A 23,635-nucleotide genomic window follows, 5' to 3' on the forward strand; every position below is an offset into this window, starting at 1 on the left:
GCATGGAATTTCTCGTCGCCACCGGCATTGGCATGGTGACCGCGTGTGGCGTGTACCTGCTGTTGCGCGGGCGCACCTTCCCCGTCGTGCTGGGCCTGTCGCTGCTCGGCTACGCGGTCAACGTCTTCATTTTCGTCATGGGGCGGCTGTGGACCGATGCCCATCCCATCCTGATCGGCAACGAGCCAGTGGCCGATCCGCTGCCGCAGGCTCTGGTGTTGACGGCGATCGTGATCGGCTTTGCCACCACGGGGTTCGTCGTCGAGCTGGCCCTGCGCAGCGCGCACGAGGCGCGCAGCGATCACGTCGATGGCGCCGAGCCGGGCGGCCGCGGTGGCGCGGCGGGCCGTGATGGGGGGGCGGGTTGATGCAGGCCCTGCTGGCATTCTGGGGGACGCATGCGCCCGTGCTGTCGGTGCTGCTGCCGTCGTTGACGGCGGTGGCCTTGTTGTTGCTGGGCGACCACGATGGCCTGTCGGCCCAAGGTGGACCGCACGGCGGCGCGCGCGTGCGCTGGCGGCGCGCGCTCAGCCTGGCGTCGGCCGCGTTGGGCCTGGCCATGGCCGTGGGGCTGGTGGCGCGCGCGGCCAGCGGCGAGCTGATGGTCTACGAGCTGGGCGAGTGGCCCGCGCCGTTCGGCATCGTGCTGGTGTTGGATCGACTGTCGGCCCTGATGGTGCTGCTGACGCAAGCGGTGGCCGTGCCCGTGCTGTGGTATGCCTGCGGCGGCTGGGACGTGCGCGGGCGACATTTCCACGCGGTGTTTCACTTCCAGCTCATGGGGCTCAACGGCGCCTTCCTGACCGGCGACTTGTTCAACTTGTTCGTCTTTTTCGAGGTGCTGCTGATCGCGTCCTACGTGCTGATGCTGCACGGCCTGGGGCGCGAGCGCCTGCGCATGGGCGTGCACTACGTGGTGCTCAACCTGACGGCATCGGCGCTGTTCCTCATTGGGTTGGCGATGTTTTACTCGGTCACCGGCACGCTCAACATGGCCGATGCGGCGCTGCAGGTCGCGCGCCTGGAGGGCGATGCGCTGCGGCTGGCACAGTCGGCAGCGCTGATTCTGCTGGTGGTGTTCGGGCTCAAGGCCGCGCTCGTGCCGCTGTACTTTTGGTTGCCGGGCACCTACGCCGCGGCCAGCGCGCCGGTGGCGGCGCTGTTTGCCCTCATGACCAAGGTCGGGGTGTACAGCATCGTGCGCGTGCACTGGGTGATTTTCGGGGTCGACGCCGGGGCGGCGTCGTTGACGGCGCAGTCGTGGCTGTTGCCGGCGGCGCTGCTGACCAGTGTGCTGGGCGTGCTGGGGGCGTTGGCGGCGCACACCCTGGCACGCATGGTGGCGTACCTGACCGTGTCTTCCGTGGGCACGATCCTCACCGGGGTGGCGCTGTTTACGCCGGCCACGCTGTCCGCGGCGCTGTACTACACGCTGCACAGCACTGTGGTGATCGCGGGTTTGTTCTTGTTCACCGAGCTGGTGGCCGCCCAGCGCGGGACGATGCACGACCGCCTGCAGCCCGCCCCTGCCGTGCGCGAGCCCGTGCTGCTGGGAGTGATGATGCTGTTTGGTGCTGCGTCGGCGGCCGGTCTGCCGCCGCTGCCCGGTTTTTTGGGCAAGCTGATGCTGCTGCAGAGCACGGCGGATTTGCCCGTGCAGCCGTGGGTGTGGGCCGTGGTGCTGGGCGTGGGGTTTATGACCCTGCTGGGCTTGGCGCGGGCAGGGGTGGTGATGTTCTGGCACGTGCAGCCCGATGACGGCAGCGTCACTGCGGCGGGCAGTAGCGCGCGGTTGCTGGCTGCACCGTGGATTTTCATGGGGCTGACGGTGGCGATGGCACTCGCGGCAAGTCCCATCAAGGCCTATACCGATGCGCTGGCCCAGCAGTTGACCGACAAGGATCATTACGCGGCCACCGTGCTGCAGCGCCAAGGTGGCGCGGACGTGCCGACGACGCGGCCGTACGACGGCCGCCGCGTGCTGCCGAACGACGCGGCGCCGACCGGTGCCGCGCAGGAGGACCGCCCATGACCACGCCGACCCCGCGCGCGCCTTTCCACCCCGCCGACGGGACGCCCCGCTGGCGCGTCTGGTTTCCCCATCCCGTGCTGTCGCTGTTGCTGGCGGCGACCTGGCTGGCGTTGTCGCACAGCGTGGCGCTCGTGCACCTATTGACGGCGGTGCTGCTGGGTTGGGGGCTGCCGCGACTGTTGGCCCCGTTTTTGGGTGCGGCCAGTTGCATCCACTGGCCCGGCGCCGTGCGATTGTTCTTCGTGGTGTTGTGGGACATCGTGGTGGCCAATGTGACGGTGGCCCGGTTGACGCTGGGCCCCCTGCAGCGCGTGCAGCCAGCGTGGCTGCGCGTGCCACTGGCCAGCACCCACCCGAGCGTGAACGCTTTGTTTGCCAGCATCATCACGATGACGCCGGGCACCGTATCGGCGGTGGTCGACGAGGAGCGGGGCGAGATCCGCGTGCACGCACTCAACTGCGACCATGCCGCCGCGATGGTGGCGGACATGAAGGCGCGCTACGAGGCGCCCCTGCTGCGGATATTCGGGGTCGATGACGATGCGCATGGTGCATCGGGACGAGGAGGTCGGGGATGAGCAGTGCGCTGTTGGCATGGGCGCTGGACGTGGGCGCGGTGACGGTGGCGGTCTCGGTGCTGCTGTGTGGCTGGCGTCTGCTGCGTGGGCCCGAGCGGCTCGATCGCATCCTGGCGCTCGACACGCTGTACATGGGGATGGTGGCGCTGGTCATCCTGCTGGGGATGCGCTACGACACGCCGCTGCTGTTCGAGGCGGCGTTGATCGTCGCGATGATGGGCTTCGTCTCCACGGTGGCGCTGGCGCGCTACGTGACCCGTGGTGACGTGATCGAGTGAAGGGGAGCGACATGACCGTTTGGCTGGAACACCTAGCTGGGGTGCTGATCCTGGTGGCCTCGTTCTTTTTGCTCGTGGGCTCGATTGGACTGGTGCGCTTTCCCGACTTTTACATGCGGCTGCACGCCCCGACCAAGGCCTCGACCCTGGGCGTGGGGGGCGTGCTGCTGGCGTCGATGCTGGTTTCGCTGGTGCATGGGCGGCCCGGCATCGCCGAGCTGTTGATCACGCTGTTCGTGTTTGTGACCGCGCCCGTGTCGGCCAATCTGATGGCGCAGGCCGCACTGCACTTGCGGCTGGCGTCGCGCGCGCCGGTGCCGCGCGACGCGGTGCCCGAGCGCCGTCACGAGCGCTAAGCGCTGGCGTCAGGTACGCAGGCGGTGGGCAGGTCGTAGAAGGCACGGATGCCGTTCCACGCCGCTTCCGGGGTGTCCACGTAAGTAAAGAGCTCGAGGTCCTCGGGCGAGATGACGCCCTCGTCGACCATCACCTCGAAGTCGATCACCCGCTTCCAGTAATCGCTGCCGTACAGGAAGACCGGCACCGGCTTGGCCTTGTGCGTCTGCACGAGCGTGAGCACCTCGAACAGTTCGTCCAGGGTGCCAAAGCCGCCGGGGAAGGCGACCAGCGCCTTGGCGCGCATCATGAAATGCATCTTGCGCAGCGCGAAGTAGTGAAACTTGAAGCGCAGGTGCGGGCTGATGTAGGGGTTGGGCTCCTGCTCGTGCGGTAGCAGGATGTTCAGTCCCACGTTGGGTGCGCCCAGGTCGTGCGCGCCGCGGTTGGCCGCTTCCATGATGCCAGGGCCGCCACCGGTCACGATATAGAGCTTCGCGGCGTCGGGGCAAGACTGGCTATAGGCAGCCACCAATTGCGCGAAGCGCCGGGCTTCGTCGTAGTAGCGCGCGTTACGGCGAATCGCCGCCGCCCTTCGCACGGCCACCGCATCGCCGCTGGCTTGTGCCTCGGCCCACATGGCCTCGGCCTGGGCCGGCTCGCGAAAGCGGGCGCTGCCGAAGACGACGATGGTGTTGTCGATGCCCGCCTCGGTCTGCGCGAGGTCGGGCTTGAGCAGCTCGAGCTGAAAGCGGATGCCGCGCGTTTCGCGTCGTAGCAGGAATTCGGGGTCGACAAAGGCCAGCCGATAGGCGTCGGGTGCGGGTCGGCTGCCCTCGTCGGACAGCAGGTGCATCTCGACGGCCGCGTCGGCCAGCCGCTGCGTCTGCAGGTCGTGCTCGGGGTCGTGCACCATCAGACGCGCTTGCGGTATTCGCCGGTGCGGGTATCGATTTCGATTTTGTCGCCCTGCTCGACGAAGATCGGCACCATGACCTCGAAACCGGTGGCAATCTTGGCCGGCTTGAGCACCTTGCCTGAGGTGTCGCCCTTGACGGCCGGCTCGGTCCAGGTGACCTCGCGCACGACGGAAGTGGGCAGCTCGATCGAGATGGCCTTGCCCTCGTAGAACACGACCTCGGCGGTCATGCCGTCTTCGAGGTAGTTGAGGGCGTCGCCCATGTTCTCGGCCTCGACTTCGTACTGGTTGTACTCGCTGTCCATCCAGACGTACATCGGGTCGGCGAAGTAGGAGTAGGTGCATTCCTTCTTGTCGAGGATGATGTTGTCGATCTTGTCGTCGGCCTTGAAGACGACTTCGGTGCCGCTGTTGTTGAGCAGCGCCTTGAGCTTCATGCGCACGGTGGCGGCACCGCGGCCGCCGCGCTGGTATTCGGTCTTGAGGACGATCATCGGGTCCTTGCCGTGCATGATGACGTTGCCGGCGCGGATTTCTTGAGCGAGTTTCATGGTAGCTTTGGCGGGAGTTCGTCGAACAAACCGAACATTTTACCCCGCCGAGGTGACGGTTGGGGCGCCGCCCGTTTTGCGCTTGGCCCGCACGAAGGCCAGCAGCCGGGTCAACAAGTCGTCTTGAGCCAGCAAGCGCGTGCGGGCGGTGTGCACCGCGTCGCGCCAGCGCCGCAGGGTGCCGGTGGTCAACGGCGGCGGTTCAACGCCGGGCACGCCGTTCCACACGCGCATCCAGGCGCGCCAGTCGTCGGGCGCGTCCAGCCAGTCCAGAAAAGCGTCCAGCTTGGCGTGGTGGGCGCCGTCGTCCTGGGGGTAGAGTTGCCACAAAAAGGGCTGGCCCGCCCACAGCGCCCGCACGAGCGAATCTTCACCGCGCACCAAATTCAGGTCGCAGGCCCACAGGCGCTCATCGAACGCCGGTTGTGGCACGCTCTCCAGCACGCGCATTCGCGCCCCCGCAGGCAGCGCAGGGGCCAACGCCTGCCACGCCGCGGCGCTGCGGCCCGCGGCCACCAGCCACTGTGCGTGTGTCAGCGCTGGCTGTGCCACCAGCCGCGGCAGGGCGGCTGGCTCGTAGCAAAACAAGCTGACCCACGGCCCGCAGGGGGCGCTGCTCTGGCGGCAGGTGTGGGCGCGCCAGGCCGCCGCGTCGAACGCCCGTTGGCGCGCCATCAGGTCGGCCTCGCGCAGCAGCCCGCCCGTGACGGGTGTGAAACCGGGGAAGAAAAACCACTTGGTTCGGCCCGCCAGCAAGCCATGACAAACGGGCGAGGGCAGTCCATGGCTGCGCGCGACCCACGGCTCGGCGCTCAAGTATTCCAGGTTGAGCCAGACGCTGGGTTGGCCATCGCGGGCCAGCGGGGGCAGCAGGGCCGCGACCCATTCGTCGGGTACGTGGCAGCCAAAGGCCTCGATCAGCACGTCGCCTGGCGGTACGCCCGGTGGTGCGGCGGGTGGTTGGCTCGCGGTGTGCGCCGCCGGCCATTCGTGCACGGTCACGCCCGCCACGCCACCCGTGCGCGCGCCGGGTGCCATCCAGTCCAGGGCGCAGGCGTCGTCGATCCACAGGCGCACGCGCTGGCCCGCAGCGGCGAGTTGGCGGCACAGGCGCCAGCACACGCCGACGTCGCCCCAGTTGTCGATGACGTGGCAAAACACGTCCCAGGTGAGCGCACAATCGGCGGCGGTGTCAGCATCGAGATCGGACATGTCAGGGCAGCATTCGGATGCATTGTTGCGGGCAGTGGCGGCGTTGCCGTCGCTGCCTGGGGTTTACCGCTACTACGACGCGGCGGGAAACCTACTGTACGTGGGCAAGGCGCGGGACCTGAAAAAGCGGGTCAGCAGTTATTTTCAGAAAACGCACGACGGCACCCGCATCGGGCATATGGTCAGCCAGATCGCGCGTCTGGAGACCACGGTGGTGCGCTCCGAGGCCGAGGCGCTGCTGCTGGAAAACAACCTCATCAAGACGCAGCAGCCGCGCTACAACATTCTGTTTCGCGACGACAAGAGCTACCCCTATCTGCGGCTGAGCGCGAGCACCTGGGTGCCGGAGGCGCCGCAGGCGGGACGAGTGCCGGGAGTGCCCAACCCTGACCATTATCCGCGCATGTCGTACTACCGGGGGGCGGTGGATCGACGGCACCAGTACTTCGGCCCCTACCCGAGCGCTTGGGCGGTGAAGGAAACCATCGCGCTGCTGCAGAAGGTCTTTCGGCTGCGCACTTGTGAGGACACGGTGTTTGCGCACCGCACACGGCCGTGCCTGCTGTACCAGATCAAACGCTGCAGCGGCCCGTGCGTGGGTTTGATCAGTCCGGCCGAGTACGCCGCCGACGTGCGCGCGGCCAGCGCCTTCCTCAACGGTGAGAGTCAGGCGGTGCTGGCCGAGTTGGAGGCGCGCATGTTCGCGCACGCCGAGCGGCTGGCATTCGAGCAGGCGGCCGAGGTGCGCAACCAGATCACGGCGCTGTCGCGGGTGCTGCACCAGCAGGCGATGGAAAGTTACGACGACCAGGATGTGGACATCCTGGCGGTGCGGGTGCAGGGCGGGCGCGCCTGCGTCAACCTGGCCATGGTACGCGGCGGCCGCCACTTGGGCGATCGGCCGTCGTTTCCCACCCACGTGGAGGATGGCGCGGCGCTGGCCGACCCGGAGCAGTGCGCATCGGTGGAGCAGCGGGTGCTGGAAGCCTTCATCGCCCAGCACTACACACAGGTGCCGCCTCCCCCCGTGCTGGTGTTGGGTGCGCCGGTGGACGAGGCGCTGCTGGCCGCGCTGTCGGAGCAAAGCGGCGTGCGCGTGCGCGGGGTGTGGCACCCGCGCGAGCAGCGCCGGCAGTGGCTGGAGATGGCGCAGCAAAACGCCGACTTGCAATTGGCCCGGCTGCTGGCCGAGGAGGGGTCGCAGCAGGCGCGCACGCGTGCGCTGGCCGAGGCGCTGGGGCTGCCCACCGACCCGCCCGAAGCGCTGGCCGCGCTGCGCATCGAGTGCTTCGACATCTCGCACACCGCGGGCGAGGCGACCATGGCGTCGTGCGTGGTGTTCGAGGGGCATCAGATGCAGCCCGCGCAGTACCGGCGCTACGCGATCGAGGGCATCACCCCGGGTGACGACTACGCGGCCATGCGCCAGGTGCTGCAGCGCCGCTACGGCAAGTTGGCCGCCGCGTTGGCGGATACCGGCGGCGATGGCGCATTGGGCGCCGAGCCAGCGCGCGTGCGCGGCGAGGCGCGGCTGCCCGATATCGTGCTCATCGATGGGGGCGTGGGCCAGGTGGGCGTGGCGCGCGAGGTGTTCGTGGCGCTGGGGCTGGACCCGGCGCGCCTGGTTGGCGTGGAAAAGGGCGAGGGACGCAAGGTGGGGCGGGAGGAACTCGTTTTCGCCGATGGGCGCGACAAAATCACGCTCCCCCCCGATTCGGCGGCACTGATGCTGGTGGCCCAGATTCGGGACGAAGCGCACCGGTTCGCGATCACCGGTATGCGCGCGCGCCGGGCCCGCACGCGCACCGGCGGCAGCCGGCTGGAGGATATTCCGGGCGTCGGCCCCAAGCGGCGCGCGCGGCTGCTGGCGCGCTTTGGCGGCGTGCGCGGGGTGGCCGCGGCCAGTGTCGAGGACCTGGCCAGCGTCGAAGGCATTTCGCTGGAGCTGGCGCAGACCATCTACCGCGCACTGCACGGATAAACCCGCATAATCCGAGTCCATGTTTTTCAACCTGCCCACCCTGCTGACCTGGGCGCGCATCGCGGCCATTCCGCTCATCGTGGCGGTGTTTCACTGGCCGGGGCTGTTGCCCGTGACGCAGAACCTGCTGGCCACGGGGCTGTTCATCGTGTTTGCCCTGACCGACTGGGCCGACGGTTACTTGGCGCGGCGGCTCAACCAAACGTCGGCGTTCGGCGCCTTTCTGGACCCGGTGGCGGACAAGTTTTTGGTCTGTGCCTGTGTGCTCGAGCTGGTGCATCTGGGGCGCGTGCACGTGTTCGTGGCGCTCATCATCATCGGGCGCGAAATCGCCATCTCGGCCCTGCGCGAATGGATGGCGCAAATCGGCGCGGTGCGCAGCGTGGCGGTGCACATGGTGGGCAAGGCCAAGACGGCCACGCAGATGGTGGCCATCCCGTTTCTGCTCTATGACGGCGTGGTGCTGGGGGTGGACACGCGCTGGTGGGGGACGGTGCTGATCTGGGCCGCGGCCGTGCTGACCGTATGGTCGATGGTGTACTACCTGAGCAAAGCCATTCCCGAGATCCGGGCCCGTACCCGCTGAAGCCCCGCGCCCCGGCTGACCATGACCGCCGCCGACTCCCCCTGGATCCGCGCCATGCCGGCGGTGTTCGTGCTCATTTGGAGCACGGGCTTCATCGTGGCGCGCTACGGCATGCCGCATGCGCCGCCAATGACGTTTCTGGCCTGGCGGTATGCCTTGTCGATCGCATGTTTTGGCGTCTGGATCGCGCTGGCGCGGGTGGCGTGGCCGCGCGGCTTGGTCCAGTGGGGGCATCTGGCCGTGACTGGGGTGCTGATGCACGCGGGCTATTTGGGCGGCGTATGGGCGGCGGTCAAGGCGGGCATGGGGGCGGGTCTATCGGCTCTGATCGTGGGTCTGCAGCCGGTGCTGACGGCGTTGTGGTTGGCCGGCACCGGCGGGCGCGTCTCGGGGCGGCACTGGTTGGGACTGACGCTGGGCTTCGTGGGGCTGGTGCTGGTGGTGTGGCACAAGCTGGGGGCTGGGTCGCCCGGTGATACCGCCAACGCGGAAAATCTGGCGTACGCCATTGGCGCGTTGCTCGCGATCACCAGCGGCACGTTGTATCAAAAGCGCTTTTTGGCGCCCTGCGACGTGCGCACCGCCAATACGGTGCAGCTGGCGGCGGCACTGCTGGTCACGCTGCCGCTGGCGTGGGCCGAGGCCGAGCCGATGCGCTGGAATGCCGAGTCTGTCGGTGCCATGGCGTGGTCGGTGCTGGGGCTGACGTTGGGGGGCAGCTCGCTGCTGTACCTGCTGATCCAGCGCGGCGCGGCGGCGTCCGTCTCCAGCTTGATGTACCTGGTGCCACCGTGCACTGCGGCTTTGGCCTGGCTGTTGTTTGGTGAGCCGGTCACGCTGACCACGCTGATCGGCACGGCGCTGACCGCTGCCGGCGTCGCACTGGTGGTGCGCGCCAGCCGGGGATCCTGAGCGTTCGATCTGGAGGGGCCCATGCCCATGTCTGCACCCCATCGCATCGCCGTCATCGCCGGAGACGGCATTGGCGTCGAAGTCATGCCCGAAGGGCTGCGCGTGCTGCAGGCCGCGGCCGAGCGCTTCGGCATCGCGCTGGTGTTCGATCACTTCGACTTTGCCTGTTGGCCCTACTACGAGCGCCACGGACAGATGCTGCCCAACGATTGGCAGGAGCGCATCGGCGGACACGACGCGATCTTCTTCGGCGCCGTCGGCTGGCCCGAAAAGATCCCGGACCACGTATCGCTATGGGGCTCGCTGCTGCAGTTTCGGCGCACCTTCGACCAGTACGTCAACCTGCGCCCAGCGCGGCTGATGCCGGGCATACGGTCACCCCTGGTGCGGCGCGACGGCAGTGCGCGCGCGCCGGGTGAGATCGACATGTTGATCGTGCGCGAAAACACCGAGGGCGAATACTCCAGCATTGGTGGGCGCATGTTCGAGGGCACCGAACGTGAGATCGTGTTGCAAGAGACGGTCATGACCCGCCACGGCGTCGACCGTGTGCTGCGCTACGCGTTCGAGCAAGCGCGCCGCCGCCCGCGCAAACGCCTGACCAGCGCCACCAAGTCCAACGGCATCGCCATCACCATGCCGTACTGGGACGAGCGGGTACGCGCGATCGCGGCGGAGTACCCGGACGTGACGGTCGATCAGTTTCACATCGACATCCTGACGGCGCACTTCGTGCAGCGGCCTGAGCATTTCGACGTGGTGGTGGCGAGCAACCTGTTCGGCGACATCCTCAGCGATTTGGGGCCGGCGTGTACCGGCACCATCGGCATTGCCCCGTCGGCCAACCTGAACCCCGAGCGGCGCTTCCCCTCGCTGTTCGAGCCCGTGCACGGCTCGGCACCCGACATCGCGGGCCGCGGCATCGCCAACCCGATCGGCCAGATTTGGTCCGGCGCGCTGATGCTGGATTTTCTGGGCTACCGCGACGCACACGATGCCATCGTGCGCGCCATCGAGGCGGTGCTCGACCCGGGCAGCGGTGGGCCGCGCACCCCGGACATCGGTGGCAGCGCCCGCACGCAGGATGTCGGGCGGGCCATCGAGGAGGCATTGCGCAGTGGCGTTTGATGCGTGCGCTCGATGCGCGTGCCGTGGGTAGAATACGCGGCTTTTTGCGGCGCCACGGTCCGCGCCGTCTGCAGGAGCAACCCCGCATGAACAAAGCACAACTGATCGACCACATCGCCGAAAAAGCTGACCTGACGCGCCAGCAAGCCGCGCGGGCGTTGGATGCCTTCACCTCTGCCGTCACGACGGCGCTGGCCCAGGGCGGCGACGTGACCCTGGTTGGATTTGGCTCGTTCGTGGTGGACGAACGCGCTGCGCGCAAGGGGCGCAATCCGAAGACGGGCGAGACGGTCGAGATCGCTGCGGCTAAAATGCCGAAATTCCGTCCGGGCAAGGCGCTCAAGGACGCCGTGAACGGATGACTGCTGCCGCGGCCGGTGTGCAGTGACCGGCCCGCGATGCAACGGGTGCTTAGCTCAGTTGGTAGAGCGTCGCCCTTACAAGGCGAATGTCGGCGGTTCGAACCCGTCAGCACCCACCACCCAACCCCCGAGCGCAGGCCATGTTCGACGTTTTCCGCAACAACATGAAAGTGCTGATGGCGCTGCTCATGTTGTTGATCATCCCTTCGTTCGTCTTCTTCGGCATCGAGGGGTACACCCGTTTTCGGGACGCCTCCGAACCCGTGGCGCGCGTCGGCAGCGAGCGCATCACCCGCACCGAATGGGACGCAGCCCACCGGCGCGAAGTCGAGCGGCTCAGTGCCGCCATGCCGGGGCTGGATCGCGCCTTGTTGGAGGGCGACGACAGCCGACGTGCGACGCTGCAGCGCTTGCTCGATGAGCGCGTGCTGGCCCGCGCGGCGCAGGACATGCGGCTGGTGACCACCGATCGCCGGCTGGCGGCCGAATTGTTGCGCGACCCCACCATCGCGCAACTGCGCAAGCCCGACGGCAGCCTGGACGTGCAGCGCTACCAAGACCTGTTGCGGTCGCAAGGCCTGACGGCCGAGCAGTTCGAGGCCAGCGTGCGCGCCGAGCTCGCGCGCGACAGCGTCACCCGCATCGTGCGCGACAGCGCCTTCATGCCCAGGGCGCTGGCCGACTGGGCGGCGCAGGCCTTTTTCGAGCGGCGCGAGGTGGCGCTGGCGACGTTCCGGCCGGCAGATTTTGCAGCCGCCGTGCGTGTGACGGATGACGAGCTACAGGCGTTTTATCAACAGCACGCCGACGACTTTCGCACCCCCGAGCAGGCGCGCATCGAGTACGTGGTGCTTGATCTGGAAGCGGTGGCCGCGCGCGTTGCCGTCACCGAAGACGATCTGCGCGCCTATTACCAGCAAAATGTGGCCGATACCACGCGCGCCGAGCAACGGCGCGCCGCGCACATCCTGCTGCAGCTCGACCCCAAGGCGTCGGAGGCGGACAAGACGCGGGTGCGCGCTGAGGCGCAGCAACTGCTGGCCGAGCTGCGCCGCGACCCGAGCCGCTTTGCCGAGCTGGCGCGTGCCCGCTCGCAAGACCCGGGTTCTGCAGCCAAAGGGGGCGATTTGGACTGGTTTGGGCGCGGGGCAATGGTCAAACCCTTCGAGGACGCCGTCTTCGCGCTGCAGAAGGGGCAAATCTCGGACATCGTCGAGACCGACTTCGGTCTGCACATCATCCAGTTGATCGATGTGCGACGGCCCGCGCCCGAGCCGTTCGAGAAGGCGCGCCCGCGCATCGAAGCCGAGCTGCGCCGCCAGCTCGCACAGCGGCAGTTTGCGGAAAGCGCCGAGCGCTTCAGCAATCTGGTGTACGAGCAGGCGGACTCCCTGGAGCCGGTGGCGCGCGAGCTGGGCGTACCTGTGCGGCAGGCGACCGTCGAGCGCACGGGGCCGGTGGGGGAGGCAGACGCCGTGCTGCGCGAGCCGGCCGTGCTGCGTGCGGTGTTCAACGAGGAGGCCTTGGGTCAAAAGCGCAACAGCCCCGCGATCGAGCTCGGCGGCAACCGCCTGGTGTCGGTGCGCGTGGTCGAGCACCGGCCGGCGCAGCGCCAGCCCTTCGAGGCCGTGGCGGCCCAGGTGCGCCAGCGCATCGTGCAGGAGCGCGCGCGTGCCGCGGCGCTGGAGGCCGCACGGCAGGCGCACGCGCAATGGTCGGCGCAGCCGAACGCGGCCAGCGGACTGCGGGCGCCGGTGCTCGTGTCCCGTCAGGCGGCGCAGGGCTTGCCGCCCGCCGCCGTGCGGGCCGCGCTGAGTGCGCGACTCGATGGCGACGCCCCGGCCTGGGTGCTGGTCGATCTGGGGCCGGAGGGCGCTGCGGTGATGCGCGTGCGGCGTGGCCCGGCGCGCGATACCCCGGACGCGTTGCAGCAACGCAACGAGCGGCAAGAACTCGCCCGCCTGTGGGGCGAGGGGGCTGCGCGCGCCTACCTGGCCGCGTTGCGTCAGCGCTATGAGGCGGAAATCCTGGTCAAGTAAGACGAGACCCAGGTCCCGGGCCGACGAGGCCCAGATCGGCGCTATAATTTCGGCTTCTACGGTGGCTGTAGCTCAGTTGGTAGAGTCCCAGATTGTGATTCTGGTTGTCGTGGGTTCGAGTCCCATCAGCCACCCCACCGATTTCCATCAGACAAAAGCCCCATTAGGGGCTTTTTTTGTATCTCGACGCTGCACACCATCATGGCCAAAGGCATGATCCTGGCCGCGGGACAGGGAACCCGCGTGCGCCCGCTGACCAAAGACCTCCCCAAACCGATGGTGCCGATCCTCGGCAAACCGGTCATGGAGTATTTGATCGAGCAGCTCGCCGCGCACGGGGTGCGCGAGATCATGGTCAACGTGGCGTGGAATCACCACAAGATCGAGCAGTATTTTCGTGATGGGCACCGCTGGGGGGTCGAGATCGGTTACTCCTACGAAGGGGTGTACGAGCACGGCGACATCCTGCCGCGGCCGCTGGGCTCGGCCGGTGGCATGAAGCACATACAGGATTTCAGCGGCTTCTTCGACGAGACGACCATCGTGCTGTGCGGCGACGCGCTGGTCGATCTGGACATCACCGCGGCGCTGGCCGAGCACCGCGCCAAAGGGGCGCTGGCCACGGTCGTCACGCTGGACGTGCCGCGCGACCAGGTCAGCAACTACGGCATCGTGGTGGCCGACGCCGACGGACGCGTGCGCTCCTTCCAGGAAAAGCCCCGGCCCGAGGAGGCGCGCTCGACCCTGGCCAGCACCGGTATCTACATTTTCGAGCCGGCCGTGCTGGACTTGGTGCCGTCCGGTCAGGTGTTCGACATCGGCAGTCAGCTCTTTCCGCTGCTGGTGGAGCGCGACTTGCCGTTTTATGCGCAGAGTCGGCCGTTTCACTGGATCGATATCGGTCGGGTGAGCGACTACTGGTCGGTGCTGCAGCGCGTGCTGCGCGGCGAGATCGAGCGCATGCGCATGCCGGGCAAAGAAATCCGCCCGGGCGTGTGGGTCGGGCTCAATACCCGCATCGATGTCGACCGGGTGCAGATCACGGGGCCGGTCTACATCGGGTCGAGCACGCGGCTCGATCCCGGCTGCTCGATCGTGGGCCCCGCGTGGATCGGCCATGGCTGCCACCTGAGCGCGGGTTCGCGGGTCGAGCGCAGCGTGCTGTTCGAGTACACCCGCATCGGCGCAGGCATGTTGTTTCAGGACATGATCGTCTCGCCCAGCTACTGCGTGGACCGCCATGGCCGCGCCACCTACGTGGGCGACGACCGCTGCCCGCTGCGCTGGGGCGACGCGCGCGCCTGATCAATCGCGCGCTGGACGCAGCACGGTCCACGCCAGCGTGACCGTGCTCGAGGCCAGCAGCGCGCCCACGAAGGGGGCCAGCGTCGGCACGTTGGCCGGGAAGGTGGCGGCGTGGATGCCCGCGGCGACGCTGCCGCTGGCGATCGCATCGGGCAGGACGGCGCCCACCAGACCCGCCAGTGCTCCCGTCAGGGCCGCGCCGCGGGGCGTGCGGCGCCACAGGGCCAGCAGCAGCGGAACCACGGCTGTGGCGCACAGCAAGTCGGCGATCAAAAACAGCCGCAGCACCGACAGCCCTTGCCAGGCGACGGCGATCACTGGCACCATGAGCAGAACCGTGGCCCAGCGCGCCCCAGGCAGCGATGCGTCGCGCCGTTGCGAAACCAGCAGCGCCGCGATGGCGTTTTGCAGCGTGTCCACCGACGAGGCGACGAGCGTGACCGCCAGCAACAGCACGGGGGCGACCACCCAGGCGGGGGCGTGCTGGACGAGCGCGAAAAACGGCATGGGCGGCTGGCCCAGTGGCAGGCCCTGGCGCGCCGCCCACATGCCCAGTGCGCCGACCAGCGCGATGGCCGCCGCCGTGCCCAGCGCCCCCAGCCACGCGCCGCGGTGCAGCGCGGCCGTGCTGTCGGCCGACCAGACCCGCTGCCAATAGCCCTGGTGAAAGACGTTGGCGGCGGTGACGGCGATGACGAGGGTCAGCGCGACCGACAGTCCCACCGACAGGGGCGCCGAGGCAGGGGCGGTCGGCTCGCCGCGCGGCTGCGGCGGCTGCTGGCCGATGACCAGCGCGACCAGGGCCAGCAGCGCCAGCAGCAGCCAGCCTTGCCAGCGGTCGGTGGCCAGGCTGGCGCGCAGGCCACCCCAGGTGGTGTAGGTCAGCGTCACGGCGGCCACCGCCAGCACCGCCCAGCGGCCGTCGGCGCCGGTCAGCAGCGTCACGATGGCGCCCACGGCGGTCAGCTCCGCGGTCACGAAGCACAGCATGTACAGCAGCGACAGCACCAGCACCCAGCCGCGCATGAGCGGGCCGAAGCGCTCGCCGGCCAAGTCTGTCAGGCTGCGTCCCGTGGGCAGCGAGCGTCGGATGGCAGCCCCGCACCACGCCAGCACCAAAAAGGGCAGCGCCGCGCCGATGGCGTAGCCCGCCAGCGCCACTGGGCCGACGAAGGCCCCGATTTCGGGGGGTACGAACAGGATCCACGCGCCCAGCCCCGAGGCCAAAAACGACCACGCCAGCGTGCCCGCGCGCTGCGAGCCGCGGGCGGTCAGGTAGTCGTCGAGGGGGGCGTTGGCGGTGCGGGCGCGCAGCCCGACCCACAAAAAGACAATCAGAGCCGCGCCCACGGCGGCCATCGGCATCCAGGTCATGTCGCGCTTCCTCCGCCGGTGCGAACCGGATCAGGTTCCAGGGTCTGGGCGTCGGCCCCCATGGCCTGCGGCCCACTCTCAGCCCGTACCGTCCCGGCTAGGACGCACCGCGGGCTCCCCTGGCGACTGTCGAAGCCCCATTCTAGGGCGTGTTGCGCAGCACCAGCTTCCCCATCACCCGGCGCTGGGCCATCAGAGCGTAGGCCTGGGGCAGTTCGGTCATTGGCAGCACGCGATCGATGACCGGTTTGATGTGCCCTTGGAGATACCACTGTGCCAGCGTCTGCAGCATGGCTGCGTTGGCCGTGGGCTCGCGGCGGGCGAACTCACCCCAGAATACCCCGACCAGCGATGCCCCCTTGAGCAGTGGCAGGTTCAGCGGCAAGCTGGGGATCGGGCCGGCGGCAAACCCGATGACCAGATAGCGGCCACGCCAGGCGATCGAGCGCAACGCCGGCTCGGCCAAGTCACCCCCCACTGGATCGACGATCACATCCGGCCCGTGGCCTTCGGTCAGGCGCTTGAGCTCGTCGCGAAAGCCACCGCTGGCGCCGTGCAGGGAGTAGTCGATGGTCGCGTCGGCCCCCAGGCGTTGCGCCAGCGCGCATTTTTCAGCGCTGGAGGCGGCGGCGATGACGTGCGCGCCCGCGTGTTTGGCGATCTGGATCGCCGCCGTGCCGATACCGCCAGCGGCACCGAGCACCAGCACCGTCTCGCCGGGCTGCAGCGCGCCGCGGTCGAGCAGCGCGTGGTACGACGTCCCGTAGGTCATGATGAAGGCGGCGGCATCGGTCAGGTCGAAACCCTCGGGCAGCGGGATGCAGCGCTGCGCCGGTGCCAGCGTATGCGTGCCAAAGCCCCCCGTGCCCGTCAGGCAGGCGATCGGCTGGCCAGGCTGCAGCCCGGTGACGCCCGGGCCTGTCGCGCGCACGATGCCGGCGTACTCCGACCCCGGCACGAAGGGCAGCGGAGGCTTGAACTGGTACTTGTTCTGCACGATGAGCAGGTCCGGGAAGTTCAGGCTCGCTGCGGCGATCTCGATCAGCACCTCGCCGGGCCCGGGTGTCGGGGTGGGCAGTTCTTTCCATTGCAGCGCGTCGACGCCGACGGGGTTTTCGCACAGCCAAGCGTGCATGGGAGTCTCCTTCGGATGATGGGTGGGCGCGATCATAGGGCGCGCGCCCGTCGCGGCGCTGTCGCACAGGTGCATGGCATGGGCCCTACAATCGACCGGCATGAAGATCCTGCTCTGCAACGACGACGGCTACCAAGCGCCGGGCATCGTGGCGCTGGCGCAGGCGCTGTCGGCGTTCGCCGAGGTCGAGGTCGTGGCGCCCGAGCACAACAACAGCGCCAAGTCCAACGCGCTCACCCTCAACGCGCCGCTGTATGTGCACCGGGCGGCCCCCGGGGTGCGCTACGTCAACGGCACACCGGCGGACTGCGTGCACATCGCGCTCACGGGCCTGTTGGACTACCGGCCGGACTTGGTCGTCTCGGGCATCAACAACGGCGCCAACATGGGCGACGACACGATCTACTCCGGCACCGTCGGCGCAGCGATGGAAGGGTATTTGTTCGGCATTCCCGGTATCGCGTTCTCACTCACCGAAAAGGGCTGGGCGCACCTGGACGGCGCGGCGGCGCTGGCGGCCGAGCTGGTGCGCACGCTGCAACCCGCGGCCGAGGCGCACCGGCGTGCCATGGCCGATACGCCGCCCGATGCGGCGCACCCAGGACCGTGGCTGCTCAATGTCAACATCCCCAGTCTGCCGCGCGCGGCGATCCGCGGCTTCAAGGTCGCGCGCCTGGGGCGTCGGCACGCGGCCGAGCCCGTCATCACCCAAGTCAACCCGCGCGGCGAGACGATGTACTGGATCGGTGCCGCCGGTCCCGCCAAGGACGATGCGGAAGGCACCGACTTTCACGCCACGCGGCAGGGCTACGTCTCGATCACGCCGCTGCAGATCGACCTGACCGACCATGCCCGCCTGGCCTACTGGGCGCAGACGGCGGCCGCGCTTTCTGCTGCGGGTGGATACGGTGACGCGCGCGAAGGGGCGGCGGCACGGGCTGCTGCGGGAGACGCCCGCCCATGGTGATGCCCAGGCCGCCGCGCCCCAGCCCGACGGCGCCCAGCGGGGGGCGGCCGCCGCGGCCGCGCTTCCCGGCGACCTTGCCCGTGGGGCCCAGCGTGGGGATGGGCGGCCGCCCGGCGTCCGCCGCAGCGGCGCGGGCCCAGACCGCCGTGCCGCCCGCGGTGGCCGGGGTGGGGTTGGATTCTGCGGCCGTGCGCCAGGCCATGGTGCGCCGGTTGGCGCAACAGGGGGTGACGCAGCCGGCGGTGCTGCAGGCGTTCGAGCGGGTCGAGCGGCATTGCTTCGTCGATTCCGGCTTGGCCGCCCAGGCGTACGAGGACACGAGCCTGCCCATCGGCTGGGGGCAGACGATTTCCAAGCCCAGCGTGGTGGCCCGCATGCTCGAATTGTTGTGCGAGGGGCAGACCCTGCCGCTGGGGCGCGTGCTCGAGATCGGCACGGGTTGCGGCTATCAGGCGGCGCTGCTGTCGCACCTATGCCGCGAGGTCTACAGCATGGAGCGGCTGCGCGCGCTGCACGAGCGCGCGCGCGACAACCTGCGCCCGATGCGCATTCCCAACGTCCATTTGATTTTTGGCGATGGGATGCTGGGCTACCCGAAAGGGGCACCGTATGCGGGCATCATCGCCGCGGCGGGTGGGGAATCCATCCCGGCGGCATGGCTGGAGCAGCTGGCCGTGGGGGCGCGGCTGGTCGCGCCCGCCGAGCTGCAGTCGGGTCAGCAAAGCCTGGTGGTGGTGCAGCGCAGCGCGCACGGTTTCGAGCGGCGCGTGCTCGAGGGGGTCCGGTTCGTCCCCCTAAAATCGGGGACTGCATGACCGAGGACGAAAACGCTGCGATGAATGCCCTACGCCCCCCGTTTGTGGCCGTGATCACCCCTTTGCTGCCTGCGCGTGTGCTGGGCGCGTCCTTGGCCGCGCTGGTGGTGCTGTTGGCCGGTTGCGCGGCGCCCCAAAAGCCCGTGCCGCGGCAGGCACCGGTGGTCGACCGGGCGCCAGGGGTGGCCGGCGGCCCGGCGAGCGCGTCTGCGGGGGCGTCCACCACGCCGGCCGCTGCCGCGCCCGGCAGCGAAAACGCTGGCAAGCCGGGGTACTACACGGTGCGACCTGGCGATACGCTCTATCGCATCGGGCTGGAGCACGGGCAGAGCTGGCGCGACATCGCGGCCTGGAACGGCCTGACCAACCCCAACCTGATCGAGGTGGGGCAGGTGTTGCGCGTGGTGCCCCCCGGAGCCGTGCCCGCAGCCGCAGGTGCGAATACGGCAGGCACGAATACCGCTGGCGTCACCACCCAGCCCGTGCCAGGGGCCAGTGTGCAGCCGCGGCCGCTGGATGCGAGCCCGGCGGCCCCATCTGCCACTGCGGCCCGCACGCCCGCGGCGCCGGCGACGACGGCGGCAAATGGTGGCAGTCCACCGGCTCCTGCGGCGTCCGCGCCCGCAGCCACGGGTACCGATACGATCGCGCTCATCTGGCCGGCCAAGGGGCCCGTGCTCTACACCTTCGATGAGACGCGCAGCAAGGGGGTTGGCATCGGTGGGCGCGCGGGCGACCCCGTACTGGCGGCCGCTGACGGGCGCGTGGTCTATGCCGGCTCCGACCTGCGTGGCTATGGCAACCTGATCATCCTCAAGCACAACAACACCTACCTGACGGCCTATGCCCACAACCAGGCGTTGCTGGTGCGTGAGGACCAAACCGTGCGCCAGGGGCAAAAGATCGCCGAAATGGGCAGCAGCGACGCCGATCGGGTGAAGCTGCACTTCGAAGTCCGGCGCCAGGGCAAGCCGGTCGATCCGCTGACCCTGCTGCCGAGCCGCTGATGAACCCCACCCCTGATCTGTGTGCCGGCGCCGACGCCGGTCTGCCCGCCAGCACCCCGAACGAACCACCCAGACCCGCGGGTGTGCCCACGTCTGCGCTGTGGATTCAGGCACTGGATATCGAAGCGCAGGGCATCGCACGCCGCCCCGACGGCAAGGTCGTGTTCGTGGAGGGGGCGCTGCCCGGTGAGTGGGTCGATGTGGTGGTAACCCGGCGCAAGAACCAATGGGAAGCGGGACAGGTGCAGACCATCCATCGTGCATCGCCGTGGCGCGTCACGCCGCGCTGCCCGCACTTTGGCCTGCACGCAGGCGCATGCGGTGGGTGCAAGATGCAGCACCTGGAGCCATCGGTGCAGGTGGCGATCAAGCAGCGCGTGCTCGAGGATAACCTGTGGCGGCTGGGCAAGGTGCGGCCGGAGCAGGTGTTGTCGCCCATCGTCGGCCCCGCCTGGGGCTACCGCTGGCGCGCGCGGCTGTCGGTGCGGTATGTGGCCAAAAAGGGGGACGTGCTGATCGGCTTTCACGAGCGCAAGAGCCGCTATGTGGCTGACATGGGCTCGTGCGCGGTGTTGCCAGCGCCGGTGAGCGCGCTGCTGCCATCCTTGCGCGGTTTGCTGATGGCGATGGACGCGCGCGAGACCTGCCCGCAGATCGAGCTGGCGTGTGGCGATGGCGTGACCGCTTTGGTGCTGCGGCACTTGGAGCCGTTGTCGGACGCGGATCGGGATCGCTTGCGTGCGTTCGCCCGCGCCCATCCGTCGGCCACGCTGCAGTGGTGGCTGCAGCCCAAGGGGCCCGAGAGCGTGCACCGTCTCGACCCCGACGACGGCACGCCCGAGCTGTCTTATGCGCTGCCGGAGTTCGGTCTGCGCATGCCGTTTCGCCCGACCGATTTCACCCAGGTCAACCCTCACATCAACCGTGTACTGGTCGGGCGCGCGCTACGCTTGTTGCAGGGGCAGCGGCACGAGCGGGTTATCGACTGGTTTTGCGGGCTGGGTAACTTCACGCTGCCGATTGCCACCCAGGCGGGCGAAGTGCTGGGTGTCGAGGGCAGCGAGGCGCTGGTGGCACGGTCCCGGGATAACTGGGCGCGCAACCAACGGGAGCGCGGGGGCTTGGCGCCCACCACCTTCGTCGCGCGCAATTTGTTCGAGATGACGCCGGCGCAATTGGTGGCCGACGGGCGGGCGGATCGGTGGCTGGTCGACCCGCCGCGGGAGGGGGCGTTTGCCCTGGTCAAGGCCCTGGCCGATCTACACCAGGCGGCCCTGTCGGGTGCGCCGGCACCCACGACGCCCGAAGGGCAGCCGTGGCGACCGCCGCAGCGCATCGTCTATGTGAGTTGCAACCCGGCGACCCTGGCGCGCGACGCGGGCTTGCTGGTGCACCAAGCAGGCTACCGCTGCACGGCGGCGGGCGTGGTCAACATGTTCCCCCACACCGCGCACGTCGAGAGCATCGCGGTCTTCGAGCGCGACGCAGCGCTGGCTTGACGCGGCGGACGCATCAGCGCCCAGCGGGCGCGACGATCTCCTCCTTGACGGCATCGCTGTCGGCCACCTTGGGCGGTGCCGGCGGCGCGGGGGGGATGTCGTTTTCCCGCATGTACTCGTCCATCTCGCGCCAGCCGGCAAAGATGGCGGCCTTGGAAGCCTTGGGGTTGCTCGCGTAGCAATCTTCCAGGCTGCGCTGCGTGTGGCGGCAGGCTGCACCAATGGCCTTGCCTTCGGCTTCGCGGCGCTGGGCTTGCTTGGCAGGCGTGTCGATGCCGAGCGCGTCGCATCCCGTCAGCATGGTGGCCGCGGCCACCAGCGCCAGGCCGGTGCGGGCAGGCAAGCGATAGGCGGTGGAGAAGGCAACAGGGGGGAGCGACCTCATGATCCGATTGTCGGAGAAGGGGGAGGGATCGGCCACCCCCACGAGGCACGAAAAAAACGATGCCCGGACCGTCATTTTCGCGGTTCGGGCATCAGACGGCGCTGGCCGATCGGGTGTCAACCGTTACGCAGCCAGCGAAACCGCCGCAGAAGGCGTCATTCGCGCTCGCCGCCGAAGATCCCCAGCAGCGCCAACAGACTCTGGAAGACGTTGAACAGGCTCAAATACAGCGCCAGCGTGGCGGAGATGTAGTTGGTCTCGCCGCCGTCGATGATGCGCTTGAGATCGACCAGCAAGAAGGCGCTGAAGATGCCGATCGCCATCACCGACAGCGCGGCCATGAACGCCGTGCTGCCGACGAATACGTTGATGATGCCGCCGATGAGCAGCACGATGGCGCCGAAGAACAGCCACTTGGCCAACCCTTCGAGGTCACGCTTGACGACGCTGGCCAGATTGGCCATGACAAAAAACACGGCAGCCGTCCCGCCGAAGGCGGTCATGACCAGCTGGGCGCCATTGCCAAAACCCAGCACCACGGCCAGCAGCCGCGACAGCATCAACCCCATGAAGAAGGTGAACGCCAGCAGCACCGCCACGCCAGTGGCCGAGTGTTTGGTTCGCTCGATGGCGAACATGAATGCGAATGCGCCACCCAGAAAGACGAGCAGGCCAATACCGCCGGACAGCGCGGCGGTGATGCCCGTGCTGACCCCAATCCACGCCCCCAGCACGGTGGGCACGAGGCTGAGCGCGAGCAGCCAATAGGTGTTGCGCAGAACGCGCTGGCGCGATGCGTCGCCAACCAGAGCGTCAGAGCGACGGATAGCGGTGTCGAAGTTCATGGCAGACGTCTCCTGTCATCGAGGCGGTCTAGGGTGGGGAATCTTCCGCAGTGTAGGATCGGTCGTCGGGGGAGCAAGTTCCCGGTACTCGGGCTGGATGACCGTGGCTGCGAATCGAACGGCACGTATCTTCGCACGTCTTGCACTCTTACCGCTCGGGCTCGGTCACGAAGCCCACGCTGCGCACGCCGGCACGCTGCGCGGCTGCCAGCGCTTGTGCCACGCGTTCGTAGCGTACCTCCCGGTCTGCCAGGATCTGCAGCGGCAGCTGGTTGTCAAGGGCGCCGATGGTTTGCAGGCGTTGCTCGAGGGTGGCGTCATCGACGTCCTCGTCGTCCCAGCGGTAGCTGCCGTCGGCGGCGATGCTCAGCCGCACGGCCTGGGGTGGTGGCGTCTGTGGCGTGGCACTTGCCTGGGGTAGGTTGACGGAGACGGCGTGCTTCATGACGGGAATGGTGATCATGAACACGATCAGCAGCACCAGCATCACGTCGATGAGCGGGATCATGTTGATTTCGCTCAGCAGCTCGCCGTCTTGGTCGTCTTGGATGGAAAAGGCCATGGCTTGAGTCTCCACTTGGCGCTCAGCGCGCTTCACTGCGCAAGGGCCGCACTTTGCTGTCGTCGGCTTGGCGGCTCATCACCCGTGCGCCGGTCACGAAGTAGGCATGCAAATCGTGCGCGAAGCGGTTGACGCGATGCACCAGCGCCTTGTGCCCGCGCACCAGGGCGTTGTAGCCCAGCACGGCCGGGATGGCCACGGCCAAGCCGAGTGCGGTCATGATCAGCGCCTCACCGATGGGGCCCGCCACTTGATCGAGGGTGGAGGAGCCTGAGATGCCAATCCCGATCAAGGCGTGGTAGATGCCCCAGACCGTGCCGAACAGCCCCACGAACGGCGCGGTCGAGCCCACTGACGCCAAGATCCACAGGCCCGATTGCAACCGCGCGACGAAATCGTCGATGGCGTGGCGCAGGCCGCGCTGCACCCATTCGCTCAGGTCGAGCTGGTCGTGCAGTTGAGGCGTGCGGGGTGACCCGTCTTGCCCCTGGAGGTGGGCGGCTGCATCCCGACCGTGCACCGCCAGCAGTCGGAATGGGTTGTCCACCTCGCGCCCGAGGCGCTCCAGCCCGTCGGCGAAGTCGCTGGCGTGCCAAAACGCCTCGACCCGGCGCGCCTGGGCGCGGTAGCGGCGCAGGTCCAGCGCCTTGAGGACGATGACCACCCAAGAGGCCACCGACATCAACAGCAAGAGGATGGCGATGGCGCGAATGACGCCGTCGCCTTGCGACCACAAGTGGGCGAGTCCGAAAGCGGTGGGCATTGCTGTGGTTTCCATGGTGGATCGTTTCCTATCTTCAACGAGTCGGTTTCGAATATCGGTAGGG

General features: G+C 68.4%; 25 protein-coding genes and 2 tRNA genes. 18 read left to right on the forward strand and 9 right to left on the reverse strand.

The window, feature by feature from the left end; genetic code table 11:
• Positions 1-2 precede the first annotated feature (2 nt).
• From ACPYIS_RS09385 to ACPYIS_RS09405, 5 genes are read left to right on the forward strand one after another with little or no spacing between them, the layout of a single operon-like run.
• The gene (locus ACPYIS_RS09385; protein ID WP_424860205.1) at positions 3-368 is read left to right on the forward strand and encodes a Na+/H+ antiporter subunit C; all 366 of its coding nucleotides are present in this window, start codon (positions 3-5) and stop codon (positions 366-368) included.
• The gene (locus ACPYIS_RS09390; protein WP_299019518.1) at positions 368-2,032 is read left to right on the forward strand and encodes a monovalent cation/H+ antiporter subunit D; all 1,665 of its coding nucleotides are present in this window, start codon (positions 368-370) and stop codon (positions 2,030-2,032) included. Before ACPYIS_RS09385 ends, ACPYIS_RS09390 begins: the two co-directional genes overlap by 1 nt.
• The gene (locus tag ACPYIS_RS09395) at positions 2,029-2,610 is read left to right on the forward strand and encodes a Na+/H+ antiporter subunit E (protein ID WP_424859458.1); all 582 of its coding nucleotides are present in this window, start codon (positions 2,029-2,031) and stop codon (positions 2,608-2,610) included. The genes ACPYIS_RS09390 and ACPYIS_RS09395 overlap by 4 nt, the downstream gene beginning before the upstream one ends.
• The gene (locus ACPYIS_RS09400) at positions 2,607-2,888 is read left to right on the forward strand and encodes a K+/H+ antiporter subunit F (protein ID WP_299019516.1); all 282 of its coding nucleotides are present in this window, start codon (positions 2,607-2,609) and stop codon (positions 2,886-2,888) included. Before ACPYIS_RS09395 ends, ACPYIS_RS09400 begins: the two co-directional genes overlap by 4 nt.
• An 11-nt stretch (positions 2,889-2,899) precedes the next feature.
• The gene (locus ACPYIS_RS09405; protein ID WP_299019515.1) at positions 2,900-3,244 is read left to right on the forward strand and encodes a Na+/H+ antiporter subunit G; all 345 of its coding nucleotides are present in this window, start codon (positions 2,900-2,902) and stop codon (positions 3,242-3,244) included.
• On the opposite strand, the gene ACPYIS_RS09410 is transcribed toward ACPYIS_RS09405, so the two are convergent.
• The 3 genes from ACPYIS_RS09410 to earP are packed head-to-tail and all read right to left on the reverse strand — an operon-like array spanning position 3,241 to position 5,906.
• Positions 3,241-4,140 carry a TIGR00730 family Rossman fold protein gene (locus ACPYIS_RS09410; protein WP_424859457.1) on the reverse strand — a complete coding sequence of 300 codons (900 nt, stop codon included), beginning with the start codon at positions 4,138-4,140 and terminating at the stop codon, positions 3,241-3,243. The genes ACPYIS_RS09405 and ACPYIS_RS09410 overlap by 4 nt on opposite strands.
• Positions 4,140-4,694, reverse strand: a complete 555-nt coding sequence (efp, locus tag ACPYIS_RS09415) for an elongation factor P (protein ID WP_299019511.1) — start codon at positions 4,692-4,694, stop codon at positions 4,140-4,142. The genes ACPYIS_RS09410 and efp overlap by 1 nt, the downstream gene beginning before the upstream one ends.
• A gap of 39 nt (positions 4,695-4,733) precedes the next feature.
• The gene (earP, locus tag ACPYIS_RS09420) at positions 4,734-5,906 is read right to left on the reverse strand and encodes an elongation factor P maturation arginine rhamnosyltransferase EarP (protein ID WP_424859456.1); all 1,173 of its coding nucleotides are present in this window, start codon (positions 5,904-5,906) and stop codon (positions 4,734-4,736) included.
• Between earP and uvrC the strand changes: the two genes are divergently transcribed.
• The 9 genes from uvrC (at position 5,905) to ACPYIS_RS09465 (ending at position 14,219) form a co-directional block, all read left to right on the forward strand.
• Positions 5,905-7,887 carry an excinuclease ABC subunit UvrC gene (gene uvrC, locus ACPYIS_RS09425; RefSeq protein ID WP_424859455.1) on the forward strand — a complete coding sequence of 661 codons (1,983 nt, stop codon included), beginning with the start codon at positions 5,905-5,907 and terminating at the stop codon, positions 7,885-7,887. The genes earP and uvrC overlap by 2 nt on opposite strands.
• Positions 7,888-7,906: 19 nt before the next feature.
• On the forward strand, positions 7,907-8,473 hold the full coding sequence (pgsA, locus tag ACPYIS_RS09430; RefSeq protein ID WP_299019932.1) for a CDP-diacylglycerol--glycerol-3-phosphate 3-phosphatidyltransferase: 567 nt from the start codon (positions 7,907-7,909) through the stop codon (positions 8,471-8,473).
• A 21-nt stretch (positions 8,474-8,494) separates the two neighbouring features.
• On the forward strand, positions 8,495-9,385 hold the full coding sequence (locus tag ACPYIS_RS09435; RefSeq protein ID WP_424859454.1) for a DMT family transporter: 891 nt from the start codon (positions 8,495-8,497) through the stop codon (positions 9,383-9,385).
• 27 nt (positions 9,386-9,412) lie between these two features.
• A complete protein-coding gene (locus ACPYIS_RS09440; RefSeq protein WP_299019953.1) occupies positions 9,413-10,513 on the forward strand; it encodes a tartrate dehydrogenase in 1,101 nt (366 codons plus the stop codon).
• Positions 10,514-10,581: 68 nt separating this feature from the next.
• Positions 10,582-10,875: an HU family DNA-binding protein gene (locus tag ACPYIS_RS09445; RefSeq protein WP_299019956.1), complete on the forward strand. Its 294-nt coding sequence runs from the start codon at positions 10,582-10,584 to the stop codon at positions 10,873-10,875.
• Between the two features lie 43 nt (positions 10,876-10,918).
• Positions 10,919-10,994: transfer RNA gene (locus ACPYIS_RS09450), tRNA-Val, on the forward strand.
• Between the two features lie 21 nt (positions 10,995-11,015).
• Positions 11,016-12,914: a SurA N-terminal domain-containing protein gene (locus ACPYIS_RS09455; RefSeq protein WP_424859453.1), complete on the forward strand. Its 1,899-nt coding sequence runs from the start codon at positions 11,016-11,018 to the stop codon at positions 12,912-12,914.
• Positions 12,915-12,975: 61 nt separating this feature from the next.
• Positions 12,976-13,051: transfer RNA gene (locus ACPYIS_RS09460), tRNA-His, on the forward strand.
• 64 nt (positions 13,052-13,115) lie between these two features.
• Positions 13,116-14,219, forward strand: coding sequence for an NDP-sugar synthase (locus ACPYIS_RS09465; protein ID WP_299019941.1), 1,104 nt, complete (start codon positions 13,116-13,118; stop codon positions 14,217-14,219).
• Here the strand turns inward: ACPYIS_RS09465 and ACPYIS_RS09470 are convergent, their stop codons facing one another.
• On the reverse strand, positions 14,220-15,593 hold the full coding sequence (locus tag ACPYIS_RS09470) for a sodium:solute symporter family transporter (RefSeq protein ID WP_299019943.1): 1,374 nt from the start codon (positions 15,591-15,593) through the stop codon (positions 14,220-14,222).
• A 142-nt stretch (positions 15,594-15,735) separates the two neighbouring features.
• Positions 15,736-16,728: an NADPH:quinone oxidoreductase family protein gene (locus tag ACPYIS_RS09475; protein WP_424859452.1), complete on the reverse strand. Its 993-nt coding sequence runs from the start codon at positions 16,726-16,728 to the stop codon at positions 15,736-15,738.
• Positions 16,729-16,828: 100 nt separating this feature from the next.
• Here ACPYIS_RS09475 and surE point away from each other — a divergent pair, with 100 nt between their 5' ends.
• From surE to rlmD, 4 genes are all read left to right on the forward strand, one after another.
• Positions 16,829-17,695: a 5'/3'-nucleotidase SurE gene (gene surE, locus ACPYIS_RS09480; protein ID WP_299019949.1), complete on the forward strand. Its 867-nt coding sequence runs from the start codon at positions 16,829-16,831 to the stop codon at positions 17,693-17,695.
• Positions 17,689-18,510 (forward strand): protein-L-isoaspartate(D-aspartate) O-methyltransferase, encoded by an 822-nt coding sequence (locus ACPYIS_RS09485; protein WP_424859451.1) that lies wholly within the window; start codon positions 17,689-17,691, stop codon positions 18,508-18,510. The genes surE and ACPYIS_RS09485 overlap by 7 nt, the downstream gene beginning before the upstream one ends.
• 62 nt (positions 18,511-18,572) lie before the next feature.
• Positions 18,573-19,517 carry a peptidoglycan DD-metalloendopeptidase family protein gene (locus ACPYIS_RS09490; RefSeq protein WP_424860204.1) on the forward strand — a complete coding sequence of 315 codons (945 nt, stop codon included), beginning with the start codon at positions 18,573-18,575 and terminating at the stop codon, positions 19,515-19,517.
• Positions 19,517-21,016, forward strand: coding sequence for a 23S rRNA (uracil(1939)-C(5))-methyltransferase RlmD (gene rlmD / locus ACPYIS_RS09495; RefSeq protein WP_424859450.1), 1,500 nt, complete (start codon positions 19,517-19,519; stop codon positions 21,014-21,016). The genes ACPYIS_RS09490 and rlmD overlap by 1 nt, the downstream gene beginning before the upstream one ends.
• Positions 21,017-21,029: 13 nt before the next feature.
• On the opposite strand, the gene ACPYIS_RS09500 is transcribed toward rlmD, so the two are convergent.
• From ACPYIS_RS09500 to ACPYIS_RS09515, 4 genes are all read right to left on the reverse strand, one after another.
• On the reverse strand, positions 21,030-21,401 hold the full coding sequence (locus ACPYIS_RS09500; protein WP_424859449.1) for a hypothetical protein: 372 nt from the start codon (positions 21,399-21,401) through the stop codon (positions 21,030-21,032).
• 155 nt (positions 21,402-21,556) lie between these two features.
• Positions 21,557-22,246 carry a Bax inhibitor-1 family protein gene (locus ACPYIS_RS09505; protein ID WP_299020603.1) on the reverse strand — a complete coding sequence of 230 codons (690 nt, stop codon included), beginning with the start codon at positions 22,244-22,246 and terminating at the stop codon, positions 21,557-21,559.
• A gap of 148 nt (positions 22,247-22,394) precedes the next feature.
• Positions 22,395-22,808: an ExbD/TolR family protein gene (locus ACPYIS_RS09510; RefSeq protein WP_424859448.1), complete on the reverse strand. Its 414-nt coding sequence runs from the start codon at positions 22,806-22,808 to the stop codon at positions 22,395-22,397.
• Between the two features lie 22 nt (positions 22,809-22,830).
• A complete protein-coding gene (locus ACPYIS_RS09515) occupies positions 22,831-23,571 on the reverse strand; it encodes a MotA/TolQ/ExbB proton channel family protein (RefSeq protein ID WP_424860203.1) in 741 nt (246 codons plus the stop codon).
• Positions 23,572-23,635 lie beyond the last annotated feature (64 nt).

This window comes from Tepidimonas sp. HKU78 (assembly GCF_049860815.1).
Lineage (GTDB): Bacteria > Pseudomonadota > Gammaproteobacteria > Burkholderiales > Burkholderiaceae_C > Tepidimonas.

Excerpts from the sequence above, each read along its gene's own strand:
- ACPYIS_RS09385 (WP_424860205.1), top strand. The coding sequence starts at position 3 with ATGGAATTTCTCGTCGCCACCGGCATTGGCATGGTGACCGCGTGTGGC.
- ACPYIS_RS09390 (WP_299019518.1), top strand. The coding sequence starts at position 368 with ATGCAGGCCCTGCTGGCATTCTGGGGGACGCATGCGCCCGTGCTGTCG.
- ACPYIS_RS09395 (WP_424859458.1), top strand. The coding sequence starts at position 2,029 with ATGACCACGCCGACCCCGCGCGCGCCTTTCCACCCCGCCGACGGGACG.
- ACPYIS_RS09400 (WP_299019516.1), top strand. The coding sequence starts at position 2,607 with ATGAGCAGTGCGCTGTTGGCATGGGCGCTGGACGTGGGCGCGGTGACG.
- ACPYIS_RS09405 (WP_299019515.1), top strand. The coding sequence starts at position 2,900 with ATGACCGTTTGGCTGGAACACCTAGCTGGGGTGCTGATCCTGGTGGCC.
- ACPYIS_RS09410 (WP_424859457.1), bottom strand. The coding sequence starts at position 4,140 with ATGGTGCACGACCCCGAGCACGACCTGCAGACGCAGCGGCTGGCCGAC.
- efp (WP_299019511.1), bottom strand. The coding sequence starts at position 4,694 with ATGAAACTCGCTCAAGAAATCCGCGCCGGCAACGTCATCATGCACGGC.
- uvrC (WP_424859455.1), top strand. The coding sequence starts at position 5,905 with ATGTCAGGGCAGCATTCGGATGCATTGTTGCGGGCAGTGGCGGCGTTG.
- earP (WP_424859456.1), bottom strand. The coding sequence starts at position 5,906 with ATGTCCGATCTCGATGCTGACACCGCCGCCGATTGTGCGCTCACCTGG.
- pgsA (WP_299019932.1), top strand. The coding sequence starts at position 7,907 with ATGTTTTTCAACCTGCCCACCCTGCTGACCTGGGCGCGCATCGCGGCC.
- ACPYIS_RS09435 (WP_424859454.1), top strand. The coding sequence starts at position 8,495 with ATGACCGCCGCCGACTCCCCCTGGATCCGCGCCATGCCGGCGGTGTTC.
- ACPYIS_RS09440 (WP_299019953.1), top strand. The coding sequence starts at position 9,413 with ATGTCTGCACCCCATCGCATCGCCGTCATCGCCGGAGACGGCATTGGC.
- ACPYIS_RS09455 (WP_424859453.1), top strand. The coding sequence starts at position 11,016 with ATGTTCGACGTTTTCCGCAACAACATGAAAGTGCTGATGGCGCTGCTC.
- ACPYIS_RS09465 (WP_299019941.1), top strand. The coding sequence starts at position 13,116 with ATGGCCAAAGGCATGATCCTGGCCGCGGGACAGGGAACCCGCGTGCGC.
- ACPYIS_RS09470 (WP_299019943.1), bottom strand. The coding sequence starts at position 15,593 with ATGACCTGGATGCCGATGGCCGCCGTGGGCGCGGCTCTGATTGTCTTT.
- ACPYIS_RS09475 (WP_424859452.1), bottom strand. The coding sequence starts at position 16,728 with ATGCACGCTTGGCTGTGCGAAAACCCCGTCGGCGTCGACGCGCTGCAA.
- surE (WP_299019949.1), top strand. The coding sequence starts at position 16,829 with ATGAAGATCCTGCTCTGCAACGACGACGGCTACCAAGCGCCGGGCATC.
- ACPYIS_RS09485 (WP_424859451.1), top strand. The coding sequence starts at position 17,689 with ATGGTGATGCCCAGGCCGCCGCGCCCCAGCCCGACGGCGCCCAGCGGG.
- rlmD (WP_424859450.1), top strand. The coding sequence starts at position 19,517 with ATGAACCCCACCCCTGATCTGTGTGCCGGCGCCGACGCCGGTCTGCCC.
- ACPYIS_RS09500 (WP_424859449.1), bottom strand. The coding sequence starts at position 21,401 with ATGAGGTCGCTCCCCCCTGTTGCCTTCTCCACCGCCTATCGCTTGCCT.
- ACPYIS_RS09505 (WP_299020603.1), bottom strand. The coding sequence starts at position 22,246 with ATGAACTTCGACACCGCTATCCGTCGCTCTGACGCTCTGGTTGGCGAC.
- ACPYIS_RS09510 (WP_424859448.1), bottom strand. The coding sequence starts at position 22,808 with ATGGCCTTTTCCATCCAAGACGACCAAGACGGCGAGCTGCTGAGCGAA.
- ACPYIS_RS09515 (WP_424860203.1), bottom strand. The coding sequence starts at position 23,571 with ATGCCCACCGCTTTCGGACTCGCCCACTTGTGGTCGCAAGGCGACGGC.